12 protein-coding genes are annotated in these 14,578 nt (G+C 72.5%); all 12 read left to right on the top strand.

Annotated elements, in window-relative coordinates; all coding sequences use genetic code 11:
• Positions 1 to 138: 138 nt before the first annotated feature.
• The 12 genes from AB0O91_RS15070 to AB0O91_RS15015 all read left to right on the top strand — a co-directional run bounded on the left by AB0O91_RS15070 (position 139) and on the right by AB0O91_RS15015 (position 14,561).
• Positions 139 to 579, top strand: a complete 441-nt coding sequence (locus AB0O91_RS15070) for a DUF2752 domain-containing protein (protein WP_363432221.1) — start codon at positions 139 to 141, stop codon at positions 577 to 579.
• A gap of 242 nt (positions 580 to 821) precedes the next feature.
• The gene (gene trpC / locus AB0O91_RS15065) at positions 822 to 1,628 is read left to right on the top strand and encodes an indole-3-glycerol phosphate synthase TrpC (RefSeq protein WP_363432218.1); all 807 of its coding nucleotides are present in this window, start codon (positions 822 to 824) and stop codon (positions 1,626 to 1,628) included.
• A gap of 10 nt (positions 1,629 to 1,638) precedes the next feature.
• Complete coding sequence (locus AB0O91_RS15060; protein ID WP_363432216.1) at positions 1,639 to 1,788, top strand: hypothetical protein; 150 nt, start codon at positions 1,639 to 1,641, stop codon at positions 1,786 to 1,788.
• 50 nt (positions 1,789 to 1,838) lie between these two features.
• The gene (gene trpB / locus AB0O91_RS15055; RefSeq protein WP_363432213.1) at positions 1,839 to 3,089 is read left to right on the top strand and encodes a tryptophan synthase subunit beta; all 1,251 of its coding nucleotides are present in this window, start codon (positions 1,839 to 1,841) and stop codon (positions 3,087 to 3,089) included.
• A 2-nt stretch (positions 3,090 to 3,091) separates the two neighbouring features.
• Positions 3,092 to 3,901: a tryptophan synthase subunit alpha gene (trpA, locus tag AB0O91_RS15050; protein WP_363432210.1), complete on the top strand. Its 810-nt coding sequence runs from the start codon at positions 3,092 to 3,094 to the stop codon at positions 3,899 to 3,901.
• A 215-nt stretch (positions 3,902 to 4,116) separates the two neighbouring features.
• Entirely contained in the window at positions 4,117 to 4,362 is a 246-nt protein-coding gene (locus AB0O91_RS15045) for a hypothetical protein (protein WP_363432208.1), read from the top strand.
• Between the two features lie 138 nt (positions 4,363 to 4,500).
• Entirely contained in the window at positions 4,501 to 5,028 is a 528-nt protein-coding gene (locus tag AB0O91_RS15040) for a MauE/DoxX family redox-associated membrane protein (RefSeq protein WP_363432206.1), read from the top strand.
• A 62-nt stretch (positions 5,029 to 5,090) separates the two neighbouring features.
• Positions 5,091 to 5,954 (top strand): thioredoxin domain-containing protein, encoded by an 864-nt coding sequence (locus tag AB0O91_RS15035; protein WP_363432203.1) that lies wholly within the window; start codon positions 5,091 to 5,093, stop codon positions 5,952 to 5,954.
• Between the two features lie 130 nt (positions 5,955 to 6,084).
• A complete protein-coding gene (gene lgt / locus AB0O91_RS15030) occupies positions 6,085 to 7,149 on the top strand; it encodes a prolipoprotein diacylglyceryl transferase (RefSeq protein ID WP_363432200.1) in 1,065 nt (354 codons plus the stop codon).
• A gap of 152 nt (positions 7,150 to 7,301) precedes the next feature.
• Positions 7,302 to 8,033 carry a VIT1/CCC1 transporter family protein gene (locus tag AB0O91_RS15025; protein ID WP_363432396.1) on the top strand — a complete coding sequence of 244 codons (732 nt, stop codon included), beginning with the start codon at positions 7,302 to 7,304 and terminating at the stop codon, positions 8,031 to 8,033.
• 488 nt (positions 8,034 to 8,521) lie between these two features.
• Positions 8,522 to 13,108, top strand: a complete 4,587-nt coding sequence (gene gltB, locus AB0O91_RS15020; RefSeq protein WP_363432393.1) for a glutamate synthase large subunit — start codon at positions 8,522 to 8,524, stop codon at positions 13,106 to 13,108.
• Positions 13,101 to 14,561, top strand: coding sequence for a glutamate synthase subunit beta (locus tag AB0O91_RS15015; RefSeq protein ID WP_363432197.1), 1,461 nt, complete (start codon positions 13,101 to 13,103; stop codon positions 14,559 to 14,561). Before gltB ends, AB0O91_RS15015 begins: the two co-directional genes overlap by 8 nt.
• Positions 14,562 to 14,578 lie beyond the last annotated feature (17 nt).

Below are 14,578 nucleotides of genomic sequence, written 5' to 3'. Positions count from 1 at the left end.
GGCCCGGGCGCCGGCCCCCCCCCCCCCCGCCGCCGGCGCGCCCCCCCCCCCACGACACCGGATTCGCACAACCGAACGGCGGGCGCGACGCGCCCGCCGTTCCGTTCCGTCCGGGCCCGGCCCGGGCACAATCGGGGCGTGAACGCCGCCCCCGCCGCCTCCGCCCCGCCGACCGTGCTGCGCCGGATGGGCCCGCCGCTGACCGCGCTGGCGGCGGTGGCCCTCCCCGCCGGGTACGTCGCGGTGGTGGACCCGAACGCCCCCGGGCACTACCCGGACTGCCCCTTCCTGACGGCCACCGGCTGGTGGTGCCCCGGTTGCGGGGGCCTGCGCTGCGTCCACGCGCTGGCGCACGGGGACCTCACCGGCGCGCTGCACGACAACGCGGTGGCCGTCCTGCTGTTCGGCGTGCTGGCGGTGCTCTGGCTGCGCTGGGCCTGGGCGGCGCTGACCGGGGGGAAGCCGGTCCGGGTCTCGGTCGGGGGCCGGCGCTGGGCGCTGATCTGCCTGCTGGTGCTGGTGTTCGAGGTGGTGCGCAACCTGCCGGTGGGGGCCGGGCTGGCACCGCCGGTGGTCTGACCGGCCCGGTTCGGCCCGGAGCGGCCGACGGCCGGTGTGCTGGGCGGCGCGGTGGAGAGTCGGTGAAGCCGCAGCTGGGAGCCGCCGGAGGGAGCGTCCCGTTCCGCGAGACGCGGGTCGGACCGATACGCTGCGCGCACCCGGGTGCCGATACCATCGAAGGGTCGGCGGGCCCCGCCCGTCCGGCTCGCGCCGGCGAAACCACGCGCCGGCGAACCAGCAGAAGTGATGGGGGCTCCTGAGTGAGTGTGCTCGACTCGATCATCGACGGGGTCCGCGAGGACCTCGCCGAGCGGCAGGCCCGGGTCTCCCTGGACGAGCTCAAGGCGCTCGCGGCCAAGGCCCGGGAGGCCAAGGACGGCGTCGCCGCCCTCAAGGGCGACGGGGTCCGGGTGATCTGCGAGGTGAAGCGCTCCAGCCCCTCCAAGGGCGCGCTGGCCTCGATCGCCGACCCCGCGGCACTGGCCCGCGACTACGCGGCCGGCGGTGCCGCCGCGATCAGCGTGCTGACCGAGCAGCGTCGTTTCGGCGGATCGCTCGCCGACCTGGACGCGGTCCGCGCCGAGGTGGACACGCCGCTGCTGCGCAAGGACTTCATCGTCACCGCCTACCAGCTGTGGGAGGCCCGCGCGCACGGCGCCGACCTCGCCCTGCTGATCGTCGCGGCCCTCGACCAGCCGGCCCTGGTGTCGCTGATCGAGCGGGCCGAGTCGATCGGCCTCACCCCGCTGGTCGAGGTGCACGACGAGGAGGAGATCAAGCGCGCGGTGGACGCCGGGGCGCGGATCATCGGGGTCAACGCCCGGAACCTGAAGACCCTGGAGGTCGACCGCAACACCTTCGGGAACGTGGTCCACGCGATCCCGGACGGCATCGTCAAGATCGCCGAGTCGGGTGTGCGCGGCCCGCTGGACGTCATCAACTACGCCAACCTGGGCGCCGACGCGGTGCTGGTCGGCGAGTCCCTGGTGACCGGCAAGGACCCGCGGGCGGCCGTCGCCGACCTGGTCGCCGCCGGGGCCCACCCCGCCGTCCGGCACAAGGACTGACCCGAACCCGATGAAGATCGCCACCCGACTCGCCCCCGGCTGCCGCCCGCGCGGCTGCCGCGCGCCCGCACGCCGGGTGCTGGGGCGGCGGGTGCGGTACGTGATCGGCTGCGAGCCGGGGCAGGTGCCGGGACGGCGATGGCGCGTGGCGCGCGGCTGAACCAGCCGATCAGACGTCACTGTCATCCATCTCCGTCAAGGGAAACCACCATGTCCGAGAAGGACTACCTGCCCGGCGCCCAGGTGCCGGACGCCCGCGGCTACTTCGGCGCGTACGGCGGCCGCTTCATCCCCGAGGCGCTGGTCGCCGCGGTCGAGCAGGTCGCCGAGGAGTACGAGAAGGCCAAGGCCGACCCGGCCTTCGCCGCCGAGCTCGACGGGCTGCTCAAGGACTACACCGGTCGGCCGAGCCCGCTGACCGACGTGCACCGCTTCTCCGCCGAGGCGGGCGGTGCGCGGATCCTGCTCAAGCGCGAGGACCTCAACCACACCGGCTCGCACAAGATCAACAACGTGCTGGGCCAGGCGCTGCTGACCCGGCGGATGGGCAAGACCCGGATCATCGCCGAGACCGGCGCCGGCCAGCACGGGGTGGCCACCGCCACCGCCTGCGCCCTGTTCGGCTTCGACTGCACCATCTACATGGGCGAGGTCGACACCGAGCGCCAGGCGCTCAACGTCGCCCGGATGCGGATGCTCGGCGCCGAGGTCGTCGCGGTGAAGTCCGGGTCGCGGACCCTGAAGGACGCCATCAACGAGGCGTTCCGGGACTGGGTCGCCAACGTCGACTCCACCCACTACCTGTTCGGGACGGTCGCCGGGCCGCACCCCTTCCCGATGATGGTCCGGGACTTCCACCGGATCATCGGCGTCGAGGCGCGGCAGCAGGTGCTCGACCGCACCGGGCGGCTGCCCGACGCGGTGGTCGCCTGCGTCGGCGGCGGCTCCAACGCGATGGGCATCTTCCACGAGTTCATCCCGGACGCCGGCGTGCGGCTGATCGGCTGCGAGGCCGCCGGCGAGGGCGCCGAGACCCCGCGGCACGCGGCGACCCTGACCAAGGGCGACCCGGGGGTGCTGCACGGCTCCCGGACGTACGTCCTCCAGGACGAGGACGGGCAGACCGTCGAGTCGCACTCCATCTCGGCCGGCCTGGACTACCCGGGCGTCGGCCCGGAGCACGCCTGGCTGAAGGACACCGGGCGCGCCGAGTACCGGCCGGTGACGGACGACGCGGCGATGCAGGCGCTGCGGCTGCTGTCCCGCACCGAGGGCATCATCCCGGCCATCGAGAGCGCCCACGCGCTCGCCGGGGCGCTGGAGCTGGGCCGCGAGCTCGGGCCGGAGGCGACCGTCCTGGTCTCGCTCTCCGGGCGCGGCGACAAGGACATGCACACCGCGGCCCAGTACTTCGGGCTGTACGACGAGCCGGCCGGCGGCGACGCCGAGGGGGGCAAGTGATCATGGCTTCGAAGCTGAGTGCCGTACTGGCGGCGTCCAAGGCCGAGGGCCGGGCCGCGCTGATCGGCTACCTCCCGGCCGGCTTCCCGACCGTCGACGGCGGCATCCGGGCCGTCAACGCGCTGCTCGAGGGCGGCTGCGACGTGGTCGAGGTCGGGCTGCCGCACTCCGACCCGGTCCTGGACGGGGCCGTCATCCAGACCGCCGACGACATCGCGCTGCGCGGCGGGGTGCGGATCAAGGACGTGCTGCGCACCGTCCAGGAGGTCGCCGCCGCGCACCCCGCGGCGGCGGTGCTGGTGATGACCTACTGGAACCCGGTCGACCGGTACGGCGTGGCGCGCTTCGCCGCCGACCTGGCCGCGGCGGGCGGGGCGGGCTGCATCCTGCCGGACCTGCCGGTGGAGGAGTCCGAGGAGTGGCGCAAGGCGGCGGACGAGCACGGGCTGGACACCGTGTTCGTGGTCGCCCCGAGCAGCAAGGACGCCCGGCTGGCCGAGGTCACGGCGGCCGGCAGCGGGTTCGTGTACGCGGCCGCGGTGATGGGCGTGACCGGCACCCGCTCGGCGGTCGGCTCGCTCGCCGAGGACCTGGTCGCCCGGACCCGGGCCGTCACGGACCTGCCGGTCTGCGTCGGGCTCGGCGTCTCCGACGCCGTCCAGGCGGCGGAGGTCGCCCGGTTCGCGGACGGGGTGATCGTGGGCTCGGCCTTCGTCAAGCGGATCCTGGAGGTCGGCGAGGACGAGGAGGCCGCGCTGGACGCCGTCCGCGCGCTGGCCGGTGAACTCGCCGCAGGGGTCCGCAGGAGCTGACCCGGAGCCGGTCCGACGGCCCGTCACCCCTCGGGGTGGCGGGCCGTCGTCGTGCCCGGCCCCGCCCGATTCGCCCGACGTCCACTTCGGGGCGGCCCCGAACGAGTGAACAGCGGCGGCGACACGCATCAGGCGGGATTGACCGGCGTTGAGTGGAGGGACGAGTGCACGGACCACGTGCACGGGGGTTCCCGAGCGAGCGAAGGGGTGAGCCGGTGGCTGGTCTCCATCAGGCCGTGCTGCTGCGGGCGGCGGCGGCCGCGCTGGCCCTGGGCGCCGCCGTCGGCGCCCACACCGAGGTGGGCCAGGCGCTGGCCAAGCGGGGGGCCGAGCGGGCCGAGCGGGAGGCGGTCGCCTGCGCGGAGGCGGAGCGCTGGGACGCGGCCGAGCGGGCCGCCCGGGTGCCGCGGGAGGGGCGGCCGGAGCTGTTCGACCCGGGGCGGCTGCCGGGGTGCCACTGACGTACGGGTGCTCGACGGAATCGGACAGAACGTCATCAGATGTCACCCATACGGCTTAATTCCTGAATCCGGAGGAACCACCCTTCATCCCTTACGGTTCCTCAGGAAGTGAACGAGTTTCCCGAGGGGGGTTCCCTGATGGCCGGCCCGGCAGTGCAGCCCGGTGACCCCGCCGACGCCGCGCCCGCGCCGGCGGCGCGGCGGCCGGTCCCGGCCTGGAGCGAGTGGCTGGGCACCGCCGTGCGGCTCGGCCTGGCGGTCGTCTGGGGGTGGGCCGGACTGGCCAAGATCGCCGATCCGGCGGAGGCCGCCCAGGCGGTCCGGGCGTACGAGATCCTGCCCGAGGGCCTGGTCAAGCCGATCGGCTACGGGCTGCCCTTCCTGGAGCTGGCGCTCGCCCTGCTGCTGGTGATCGGCCTCGGCGTCCGGCTGGTCGCCGGGGTCTCCGCGCTGCTGCTGCTCACCTTCATCGCCGGGATCGCCTCGGCCTGGGCGCGCGGCATCTCGATCGACTGCGGCTGCTTCGGCGGCGGCGGGCACGTGGACGCCTCGCAGACCGAGTACCTCCAGGAGATCCTGCGCGACACCGGCTTCCTGCTGCTGGCCGGCTTCCTGCTGTGGCGGCCCCGCACCCGGCTCTCCGCCGACGGCTGGCTGGCGAGCTGACCCGTCCGGACCCTCCCACCCCCGCACCCGACGAAGGCCCCCCGACCGTGGATGTCAAGGCAATGAGCGAGAAGAACCGAGAAGGCAAGCGCACCGCCCGCGAGCGGATGCTGGACCAGCGGGCGGCCGAGGAGGTCTCCTCCCGGCGCCGGAAGAAGCTGATCGTCGGCGGGGCCGTGCTCGCGGTGATCGCCGCCGCGGTGATCGCCGGCGTGGTGGTGCAGAACCAGCGCTCCAAGCCGGAGACGCCGACCGCCGCCCCGGCCGGGACGATCGGCGACAAGAACCTGGTCGTCCCGGTCGGCGCCAGCAACGCGCCCTCCGTCCTCACGGTGTACGAGGACCCGCGCTGCCCGGCCTGCGGCATCTTCGAGCGGGAGTTCTCCTCGACGATCGACCAGCTGGAGGACGCCGGGAAGATCTACACCAACGCCCACGTCGTCTCCTTCATCGACCGGGCGGTGCCGGGCAAGGGCTCGAAGAACGGCGCCAACGCCCTGGCCTGCGCCCAGGACGCCGGGCACTTCCGGGACTTCCACGACGTGCTCTACCGCAACCAGCCGGACGAGACCAACGACGCATTCGGCAACAAGGCCGTCCTGCTGAACCTCGCGAAGCAGGTCGACGGCCTCGACACGCCGGCGTTCCAGGCCTGCGTCAACGACAACAAGTACGGCGGCTGGGTGTCCGCGGTGCAGCAGGACTTCGACAAGTCCAGCTACAAGTCCACCCCGACCGTGCTCCTCAACGGCCAGCCGATCTACCCGAAGAACGGCGACGAGGAGATCACCCCGGCGAACCTGGTGAAGTGGGTGGACGCCGCCAACCAGGGCAAGCAGCTGGGCACACCGGGCACGCACGGGCAGACCCCGGCGCCCACCGCCGCCGCTTCGGAGGCCAACAACCCCTCCCCGACGGCCGGCTGAGCCGCACCTCCGCCGCCGTCCGCCGCGCCGCCCCCTCCCGACCGGAGGGGGCGGCGCCGTCCGTTGTTCGGTTTCTGTGACCCCGGGGGTGTCGGATGGGGACGCCGAACCCTGTAGCGTCGGAACCGCCATGGATATCGCCTACATTCCCAGCCCGTCGCGGGGCGTCCTCTACCTCGGACCGATCCCGCTGCGCGCCTACGCCTTCTGCATCATCCTCGGGGTCGTCGCGGCCGTCTGGCTCGGCAGCAAGCGCTGGGTCGCCCGGGGCGGTGCCAAGCACACCGTCGGTGACATCGCCGTCTGGGCCGTGCCCTTCGGCCTCGTCGGCGGCCGGCTGTACCACGTGATCACCGACCACCAGCTGTACTTCGGCGAGGGGAAGAACCCCTGGAACGCCTTCAAGATCTGGGAGGGCGGCCTCGGGATCTGGGGCGCGGTCGCGCTGGGCGCGGTCGGCGCCTGGATCGGCTGCCGCCGCCGGGGCGTACCGCTGCCCGCGTACGCCGACGCCATCGCGCCGGGCATCGTGCTCGCCCAGGCGATGGGCCGCTGGGGCAACTACTTCAACCAGGAGCTGTACGGGCGGCCGACCACGCTGCCCTGGGGCCTGGAGATCCACAAGACGCTGCCCGACGGCGAGGTCGTGACCGGCGTCTACCACCCGACCTTCCTCTACGAGTCGCTCTGGTGCGTCGGTGTCGCGCTGCTGGTGATCTGGGTGGACCGGCGCTGGAAGCTGGGCCACGGCCGGGCCTTCGCGGTCTACGTGGCCGCGTACACGGTGGGCCGGTTCTGGATCGAGTGGCTGCGGATCGACGAGGCGCACCACTACCTCGGCCTGCGGCTGAACGACTGGACGTCGATCGTGGTGTTCGTCGGCGCCGTGGCGTACTTCGTGATCGTCGGGAAGAAGCGGCCCGGGCGCGAGGACCCGGCGAGCATCGACCCGGCCGCGCACGCCGAGGCGGAGCAGGCCGACGGGAAGTCCGCCGGCACGACCGACGGGAAGCCCGACGCCGGGGCCGGCGAGAAGCGGAGCGAGACGGTGGACGGGGACAAGCCGTCCGCGTTGATGGACGGCCCGGCGGCGGATCCGGCCGGGAAGTCCGCCGAAAAGCCCGCCGGGAAGCCGGCCGGGGCCGCCGCGGCGGTCGCCGAGAAGACCGGCGAGGACGCCCCCAACCCGATCTGAGCAGGCGGTTCCACTGACTGAGGCTGCCCTTCGCACGAACTGCGAAGGGCAGCCTCAGCATCGTTCGGGAAGCCTTACTTTGCTGGAAATGCCCAGGTCAGAAGGGCTACGGTCAAGGCGACGAACGAAGACGGAGGGGACGAACCGTGACCGTGACCACCCTGGAAGCCGAGCCCGCCCAGCACCCGCGGATACCCGCCGCCGACCACCACCGGGACGTCAACGGCGGCTGGCTGCGGCCCGCGGTGTTCGGCGCGGTGGACGGCCTGGTCTCCAACTTCGCGCTGATGACCGGCGTGGTGGGCGGCGCGGCGTCCAACGGCACGGTGATCCTCACCGGGCTGGCCGGGCTGGCGGCCGGGGCCTGCTCGATGGCGGCGGGGGAGTACACCTCGGTGGCCTCCCAGCGGGAGCTGGTGCAGGCCGAGATCGAGGCCGAGCGGCTGGAGCTGCGCCGCAACCCGCACGGCGAGCTGGCCGAACTGGCGCAGCTGTACGTCTCGCGCGGGGTGGAGCCGGAGCTGGCCCACGAGGTCGCCCGGCAGCTCTCCCGGGACCCGGAGCTGGCGCTGGAGATCCACGCCCGGGAGGAACTGGGCGTCGACCCCCACGACCTGCCCTCGCCGCTGGTCGCGGCCGCCTCCTCCTTCCTGTGCTTCGCGCTCGGCGCGCTGCTGCCGCTGCTGCCGTACCTGCTGGGGGCGACCACGCTGCTCCCCGCGCTGCTGCTGGCGGCGCTCGGACTGTTCGCCTGCGGCGCCGTGGTGGCCCGGGTGACGGCCCGCAGCTGGTGGTACAGCGGGGTGCGGCAGCTGGCGCTGGGCGGGGTCGCCGCCGGGGTGACCTACCTGCTCGGGTGGCTGATCGGCGGGCACATCGGCTAGGACCCGCCGGTCGCCCGAACCCGCCCCTCCCCGGGCCCGCCCTTCGCCCGGGCGATAGCGCAGGGCCATCGATAGCACTGCATGATTATGCCGGGCAGCGCGTGACGTTCCGCACATGGACGTCGCGCGCTGCCCGGCATCGTCTCATCATCCGGGCCTCTGAGCCGCTGATTCGCATCCGCCGGGCCTGGTCCCGGAATGGAATCCCAGGCGACCATGATCGGCCCGTGTGGCGATCCGGTTTCGCCCCTGTTTCAGGCCGGGGACGGTTGGGCACAATCGTCGGGACGTGCACTGTGGCACGTCCTCTTCTCCAGCCCCCTGACCTGCGCGTCCGTCCGCGATGTGGACGGGATATTCCGCTTCTCGGGATCCTGGGCATCATGTAACTTGCACGACACCGCACCATCGCATCAGGGCCAACGTCGTCCCTCCTTGCATCAACTTGCCGAAAGACGACGACGGGAGAGCCGATGCTGTCTGCATCCATGCACTCCGCCAACGAGCCTCAGGCCGGCGCCGCCCGCCAGCCGTACGCGCTCGTGCCGGATGCACGACCTGCTGCTCAGGGCCTGTACGACCCGCGGAACGAGCACGATGCCTGCGGCGTCGGTTTCGTCGCCACGCTGACCGGCGTCGCCGACCACACGATCGTCGAGCAGGCGCTGAACGTCCTGCGCAACCTGGAGCACCGCGGCGCCACCGGCGCCGAGCCGGACTCCGGCGACGGCGCGGGCATCCTCACCCAGGTCCCGGACGCCTTCCTGCGCGGCAAGGTCGACTTCGAGCTCCCGGCCGCCGGCCGCTACGCCGTCGGCATCGCCTTCCTCCCGGACGAGGACGACGCCGCGGCCGCCGCCGTCGAGCGGATCGAGGGCATCGCCGCCGAGGAGGGCGTGACCGTCCTCGGCTGGCGCGACGTGCCGGTCAGCCCGGACCTGCTCGGCGCCACCGCGCGCAGCGTGATGCCGCGGTTCCGCCAGCTCTTCCTGTCGCAGGGGGAGAAGGCCGGGATCGAACTGGACCGGATCGGCTTCGTGGTCCGCAAGCGGGCCGAGCGCGAGGTCGGGGTCTACTTCCCGTCGCTGTCCGCCCGCACCATCGTCTACAAGGGCATGCTGACCACCGGCCAGCTGGAGCCCTTCTTCCCCGACCTGTCGGACCGCAGCTACGCGTCCGCGATCGGCCTGGTGCACTCGCGGTTCTCCACCAACACCTTCCCGAGCTGGCCGCTCGCCCACCCGTACCGCTTCGTCGCCCACAACGGCGAGATCAACACGGTCAAGGGCAACCGCAACTGGATGCGGGCCCGGGAGTCCCAGCTCGCCACCGACCTGATCCCCGGCGACCTGAGCCGGATCTTCCCGATCTGCACCCCGGACCACTCCGACTCCGCCTCCTTCGACGAGGTCCTGGAGCTGCTCCACCTCGGCGGCCGCTCGCTGCCCCACTCGGTGCTGATGATGATCCCGGAGGCCTGGGAGAACCACGCCACCATGGACCCGGCCCGCCGCGCCTTCTACCAGTACCACTCCAACCTGATGGAGCCCTGGGACGGCCCGGCCTGCGTCACCTTCACCGACGGTACCCGGATCGGCGCCGTGCTGGACCGCAACGGCCTGCGCCCCGCCCGCTACTGGATCACCGAGGACGGCCTGGTCGTCCTCTCCTCCGAGGTCGGCGTGCTCGACATCGAGCAGGAGAAGGTGGTCCGCAAGGGCCGCCTCCAGCCCGGCCGGATGTTCCTGGTGGACACCGTCGAGGGCCGGATCGTCGCCGACGAGGAGATCAAGTCCGCCCTCGCCGCCGAGCACCCGTACGAGGAGTGGGTCGGCGCCGGGCAGATCCAGCTCGCCAAGCTGCCCGAGCGCGAGCACATCGCCCACACCCACGCCTCCGTCACCCGCCGCCAGCAGACCTTCGGCTACACCGAGGAGGAACTGCGCGTCCTCCTCGCGCCGATGGCCAGGACCGGCGCCGAGGCGCTCGGCTCGATGGGCACCGACTCGCCGATCGCCGCGCTCAGCGAGAAGCCGCGACTGCTGTTCGACTACTTCGTGCAGCTCTTCGCCCAGGTCACCAACCCGCCGCTGGACGCCATCCGCGAGGAGCTCGTCACCTCGCTGCTGTCCAACCTCGGGCCCGAGGGCAACCTGCTGGCCGCCGAGTCCGCCTCCTGCCGCTCGGTCGGCATCACCTTCCCGGTGATCGACAACGACGAGCTGGCCAAGCTGGTCCACGTCAACCACGACGGCGACCAGCCCGGACTGAAGGCCGTCACGCTGTCCGGCCTCTACAAGGTCGCCGCCGGCGGCACGGGCCTGGCCGCCCGGCTCGCCGGGATCGCCGCCGAGGCGGACGCCGCGATCGCCGACGGCGCCCGGATCATCGTGCTCTCCGACCGGCACTCCGACGCCGAGCACGCCCCGATCCCCTCGCTGCTGCTCACCTCCGCCGTCCACCACCACCTGATCCGCACCAAGCAGCGCACCCAGGTGTCGCTGCTGGTCGAGGCCGGCGACGTCCGCGAGGTGCACCACGTCGCGCTGCTGATCGGCTTCGGCGCCGGGGCCGTCAACCCGTACCTGGCGATGGAGTCGGTCGAGGACCTGGTCGCCCAGGGCGTCTTCATCCAGGGCGTCGAGGCCGAGAAGGCGATCAGGAACCTGATCAAGGCGCTCGGCAAGGGCGTGCTCAAGGTGATGTCCAAGATGGGCATCTCGACCGTCGCCTCCTACCGCGGCGCCCAGGTCTTCGAGGCCATCGGCCTCTCCCAGGACCTGGTCGACGCCTACTTCTCCGGGACCACCACCAAGCTCGGCGGGATCGGGCTGGAGGAGGTCGCCCGCGAGACCGCCGCCCGGCACGCCAAGGCCTACCCGGCCTCCGGCATCCCGGCCGCGCACCGCGCGCTGGAGATCGGCGGCGAGTACCAGTGGCGCCGCGAGGGCGAGCCGCACCTGTTCGACCCGGACACCGTCTTCCGGCTCCAGCACTCCACCCGCAACCGCCGGTACGACATCTTCAAGCAGTACACCGACCGGGTGAACGAGCAGTCCGAGCGGCTGATGACGCTGCGCGGCCTGTTCCAGCTGGACGGCCTCGGCCGGGCGCCGATCCCGGTCGAGGAGGTCGAGCCGGTCTCCGAGATCGTCAAGCGCTTCTCGACCGGCGCCATGTCCTACGGCTCCATCTCGATGGAGGCGCACGAGACCCTGGCCATCGCGATGAACCGCCTCGGCGGCAAGTCCAACACCGGTGAGGGCGGCGAGGACCCGGAGCGGCTGTACGACCCCGAGCGCCGCTCGGCGATCAAGCAGGTCGCCTCCGGCCGGTTCGGCGTCACCTCCGAGTACCTGGTCAACGCCGACGACATCCAGATCAAGATGGCCCAGGGCGCCAAGCCCGGCGAGGGCGGCCAGCTCCCCGGCCACAAGGTCTACCCGTGGGTCGCCAAGACCCGGCACTCCACCCCGGGCGTCGGCCTGATCTCCCCGCCGCCGCACCACGACATCTACTCGATCGAGGACCTCGCCCAGCTGATCCACGACCTCAAGAACGCCAACCCGGCCGCCCGCATCCACGTGAAGCTGGTGTCCGAGGTCGGCGTCGGGACGGTCGCCGCGGGCGTGTCGAAGGCGCACGCCGACGTCGTCCTGGTGTCGGGGCACGACGGCGGCACCGGCGCCTCGCCGCTCACCTCGCTCAAGCACGCCGGCGGGCCCTGGGAGCTGGGGCTCGCCGAGACCCAGCAGACCCTGCTGCTCAACGGGCTGCGCGACCGCATCGTGGTGCAGACCGACGGCCAGCTGAAGACCGGCCGCGACGTGGTCATCGCCGCGCTGCTCGGTGCCGAGGAGTTCGGCTTCGCCACCGCCCCGCTGGTCGTCTCCGGCTGCATCATGATGCGGGTCTGCCACCTGGACACCTGCCCGGTCGGCGTCGCCACCCAGAACCCGGTGCTGCGCGAGCGCTTCTCCGGCAAGCCCGAATTCGTGGTCAACTTCTTCGAGTTCATCGCCGAGGAGGTCCGGGAGATCCTGGCCTCGCTGGGCTTCCGCTCGATCGAGGAGGCCGTCGGCCACGCCGAGCACATCGACGCCCGGGCCGCGATCGACCACTGGAAGGCCGCCGGGCTCGACCTGGCCCCGCTGTTCCACGTGCCCGCGCTGCCCGAGGGCGCCGCCCGGCACCGCACCACCGAGCAGGACCACGCGCTCGACAAGGCCCTGGACAACCAGCTGATCACGCTGGCCGAGGACGCCCTGGAACGCGGCGAGTCGGTGCGCATCCAGCTGCCGATCCGCAACGTCAACCGCACCGTCGGCACCATGCTCGGCCACCGGGTCACCCAGCGCTACCGCGGCGAGGGCCTGCCCGAGGGGACCATCGACGTCACCTTCACCGGCTCCGCCGGACAGTCCTTCGGCGCCTTCGTGCCCAAGGGGATCACCCTGCGGCTGGAGGGCGACGCCAACGACTACGTCGGCAAGGGGCTCTCCGGCGGCGTGCTCGTCGTCCGCCCGGCCCGCGAGGCCGCGGCGATCGGCAACGACGCCCAGAACCACGTGATCGCCGGCAACACCATCGGCTACGGCGCCACCTCGGGCCGGATCCACCTGCGCGGCAAGGCCGGTGAGCGCTTCGCCGTCCGCAACTCCGGCGCCACCCTGGTCGTCGAGGGCGTCGGCGACCACGGCCTGGAGTACATGACCGGAGGCCGGGTCGTCATCCTCGGCGGGACCGGACGCAACCTCGCGGCCGGCATGTCCGGCGGCATCGCGTACGTCCTGGACCTGCGTCCGGCGAACGTCAACGACGGCATGGTGGGCATCGAGGCCCCCACCGCCGCCGACCGCGACTGGCTGCGCGACACCGTCCAGCAGCACTACGAGGAGACCGGCTCCACCGTCGCCGCCGAACTCCTGGCCGACTGGGGCGGCGGGGTCTCCCGCTTCTCCAAGATCATGCCGACCGACTACAAGGCCGTGCTCGCCGCCAAGGACGCCGCCGAGCGCGACGGCCTCTCCGAGGCCGAGACCACCCGCAAGATGATGGAGGCGGCTAATGGCTGACCCCAAGGGCTTCCTGACCACGCCCAAGCAGCTGGCGGAGCGCCGACCGGTCGACGTCCGGATCAAGGACTGGAACGAGGTCTACGTCGAGCGCAGCCTGCTGCCGATCATCACCCAGCAGGCCGGCCGCTGCATGGACTGCGGCATCCCGTTCTGCCACAACGGCTGCCCGCTCGGGAACCTCATCCCCGAGTGGAACGACCTCGCTTACCGCGAGGACTTCACCGGCGCGATCGAGCGCCTGCACGCCACCAACAACTTCCCGGAGTTCACCGGGCGGCTGTGCCCGGCGCCCTGCGAGTCGGCCTGCGTGCTCGGCATCAACCAGGACGCGGTGACCATCAAGAACGTCGAGGTCACCATCATCGACAAGGCCTGGGACCGCGGCGGGGTCACCCCGCAGGTCCCCGAGCGGCTCTCCGGCAAGACCGTCGCCGTCGTCGGCTCCGGCCCGGCCGGCCTGGCCGCCGCCCAGCAGCTCACCCGCGCCGGGCACACCGTGGTGGTGTACGAGCGCGCCGACCGCATCGGCGGGCTGCTGCGCTACGGCATCCCCGAGTTCAAGATGGAGAAGCGCCACATCAACCGCCGCATCGAGCAGATGCGCGCGGAGGGCACCCGCTTCCGCACCGGCGTGCACGTCGGCGAGGACCTCACCGGCCAGCAGCTGCGCGAGCGCTTCGACGCCGTCGTGGTCGCCGCCGGCGCCACCACGGCCCGCGACCTGCCGGTGCCCGGGCGTGAGCTCAAGGGCGTCCACCAGGCGATGGAGTACCTGCCGCTGGCCAACAAGGTCCAGGAGGGCGACCTGGTCGACTCCCCGATCAGCGCCCGGGGCAAGCACGTCGTCGTCATCGGCGGCGGCGACACCGGAGCCGACTGCGTCGGCACCGCCCACCGCCAGGGCGCCCTCTCCGTCACCCAGCTGGAGATCATGCCGCGCCCCGGAGAGGACCGCCCCGGGCACCAGCCCTGGCCGACCATGCCGATGACCTACAAGGTCACCTCCGCGCACGAGGAGGGCGGCGAGCGGATCTACTCCGTCAACACCACCCGCCTCACCGGCGACGAGGACGGCAACGTCCAGGAACTGCACCTGGTCGAGGTCGAGTTCAAGGACGGCCGGTTCGAACCCGTCCCCGGCACCGAGCGGACCCTCCCGGCCCAGCTGATCACCCTCGCCATGGGCTTCACCGGCACGGACGTCCGCAACGGCCTGGTCGAGCAGCTGGGAGTGGACCTCGACGCGCGCGGTAACATTGCCCGCGACGGCCGGTTCGCCACCAATGTCGATGGCGTGTACGTCTGCGGAGACGCCGGCCGTGGCCAGTCGCTGATCGTCTGGGCCATCGCGGAAGGCCGTTCGGCCGCCGCTGCGGTGGACAAGTACCTGGGCGGCAAGACCCCGCTTCCCGCCCCGATCCGGCCCACGGACCGCCCCCTGGTGGTCTGACGGGCCCTGACGGTCCG

Origin of the sequence: Kitasatospora sp. NPDC089797, assembly GCF_040684795.1 — a bacterium.
GTDB lineage: Bacteria > Actinomycetota > Actinomycetes > Streptomycetales > Streptomycetaceae > Kitasatospora.
The sequence above is the reverse complement of the archived record's forward strand: the minus strand, read 5'-3'. Positions and strand labels throughout refer to the sequence as shown.

What these genes read in the sequence shown, in the direction of transcription:
- AB0O91_RS15060 (WP_363432216.1), top strand. Translation starts at nt 1,639, where the DNA reads ATGAAGATCGCCACCCGACTCGCCCCCGGCTGCCGCCCGCGCGGCTGC.
- trpB (WP_363432213.1), top strand. Translation starts at nt 1,839, where the DNA reads ATGTCCGAGAAGGACTACCTGCCCGGCGCCCAGGTGCCGGACGCCCGC.
- trpA (WP_363432210.1), top strand. Translation starts at nt 3,092, where the DNA reads ATGGCTTCGAAGCTGAGTGCCGTACTGGCGGCGTCCAAGGCCGAGGGC.
- AB0O91_RS15040 (WP_363432206.1), top strand. Translation starts at nt 4,501, where the DNA reads ATGGCCGGCCCGGCAGTGCAGCCCGGTGACCCCGCCGACGCCGCGCCC.
- AB0O91_RS15035 (WP_363432203.1), top strand. Translation starts at nt 5,091, where the DNA reads ATGAGCGAGAAGAACCGAGAAGGCAAGCGCACCGCCCGCGAGCGGATG.
- lgt (WP_363432200.1), top strand. Translation starts at nt 6,085, where the DNA reads ATGGATATCGCCTACATTCCCAGCCCGTCGCGGGGCGTCCTCTACCTC.
- gltB (WP_363432393.1), top strand. Translation starts at nt 8,522, where the DNA reads ATGCACTCCGCCAACGAGCCTCAGGCCGGCGCCGCCCGCCAGCCGTAC.
- AB0O91_RS15015 (WP_363432197.1), top strand. Translation starts at nt 13,101, where the DNA reads ATGGCTGACCCCAAGGGCTTCCTGACCACGCCCAAGCAGCTGGCGGAG.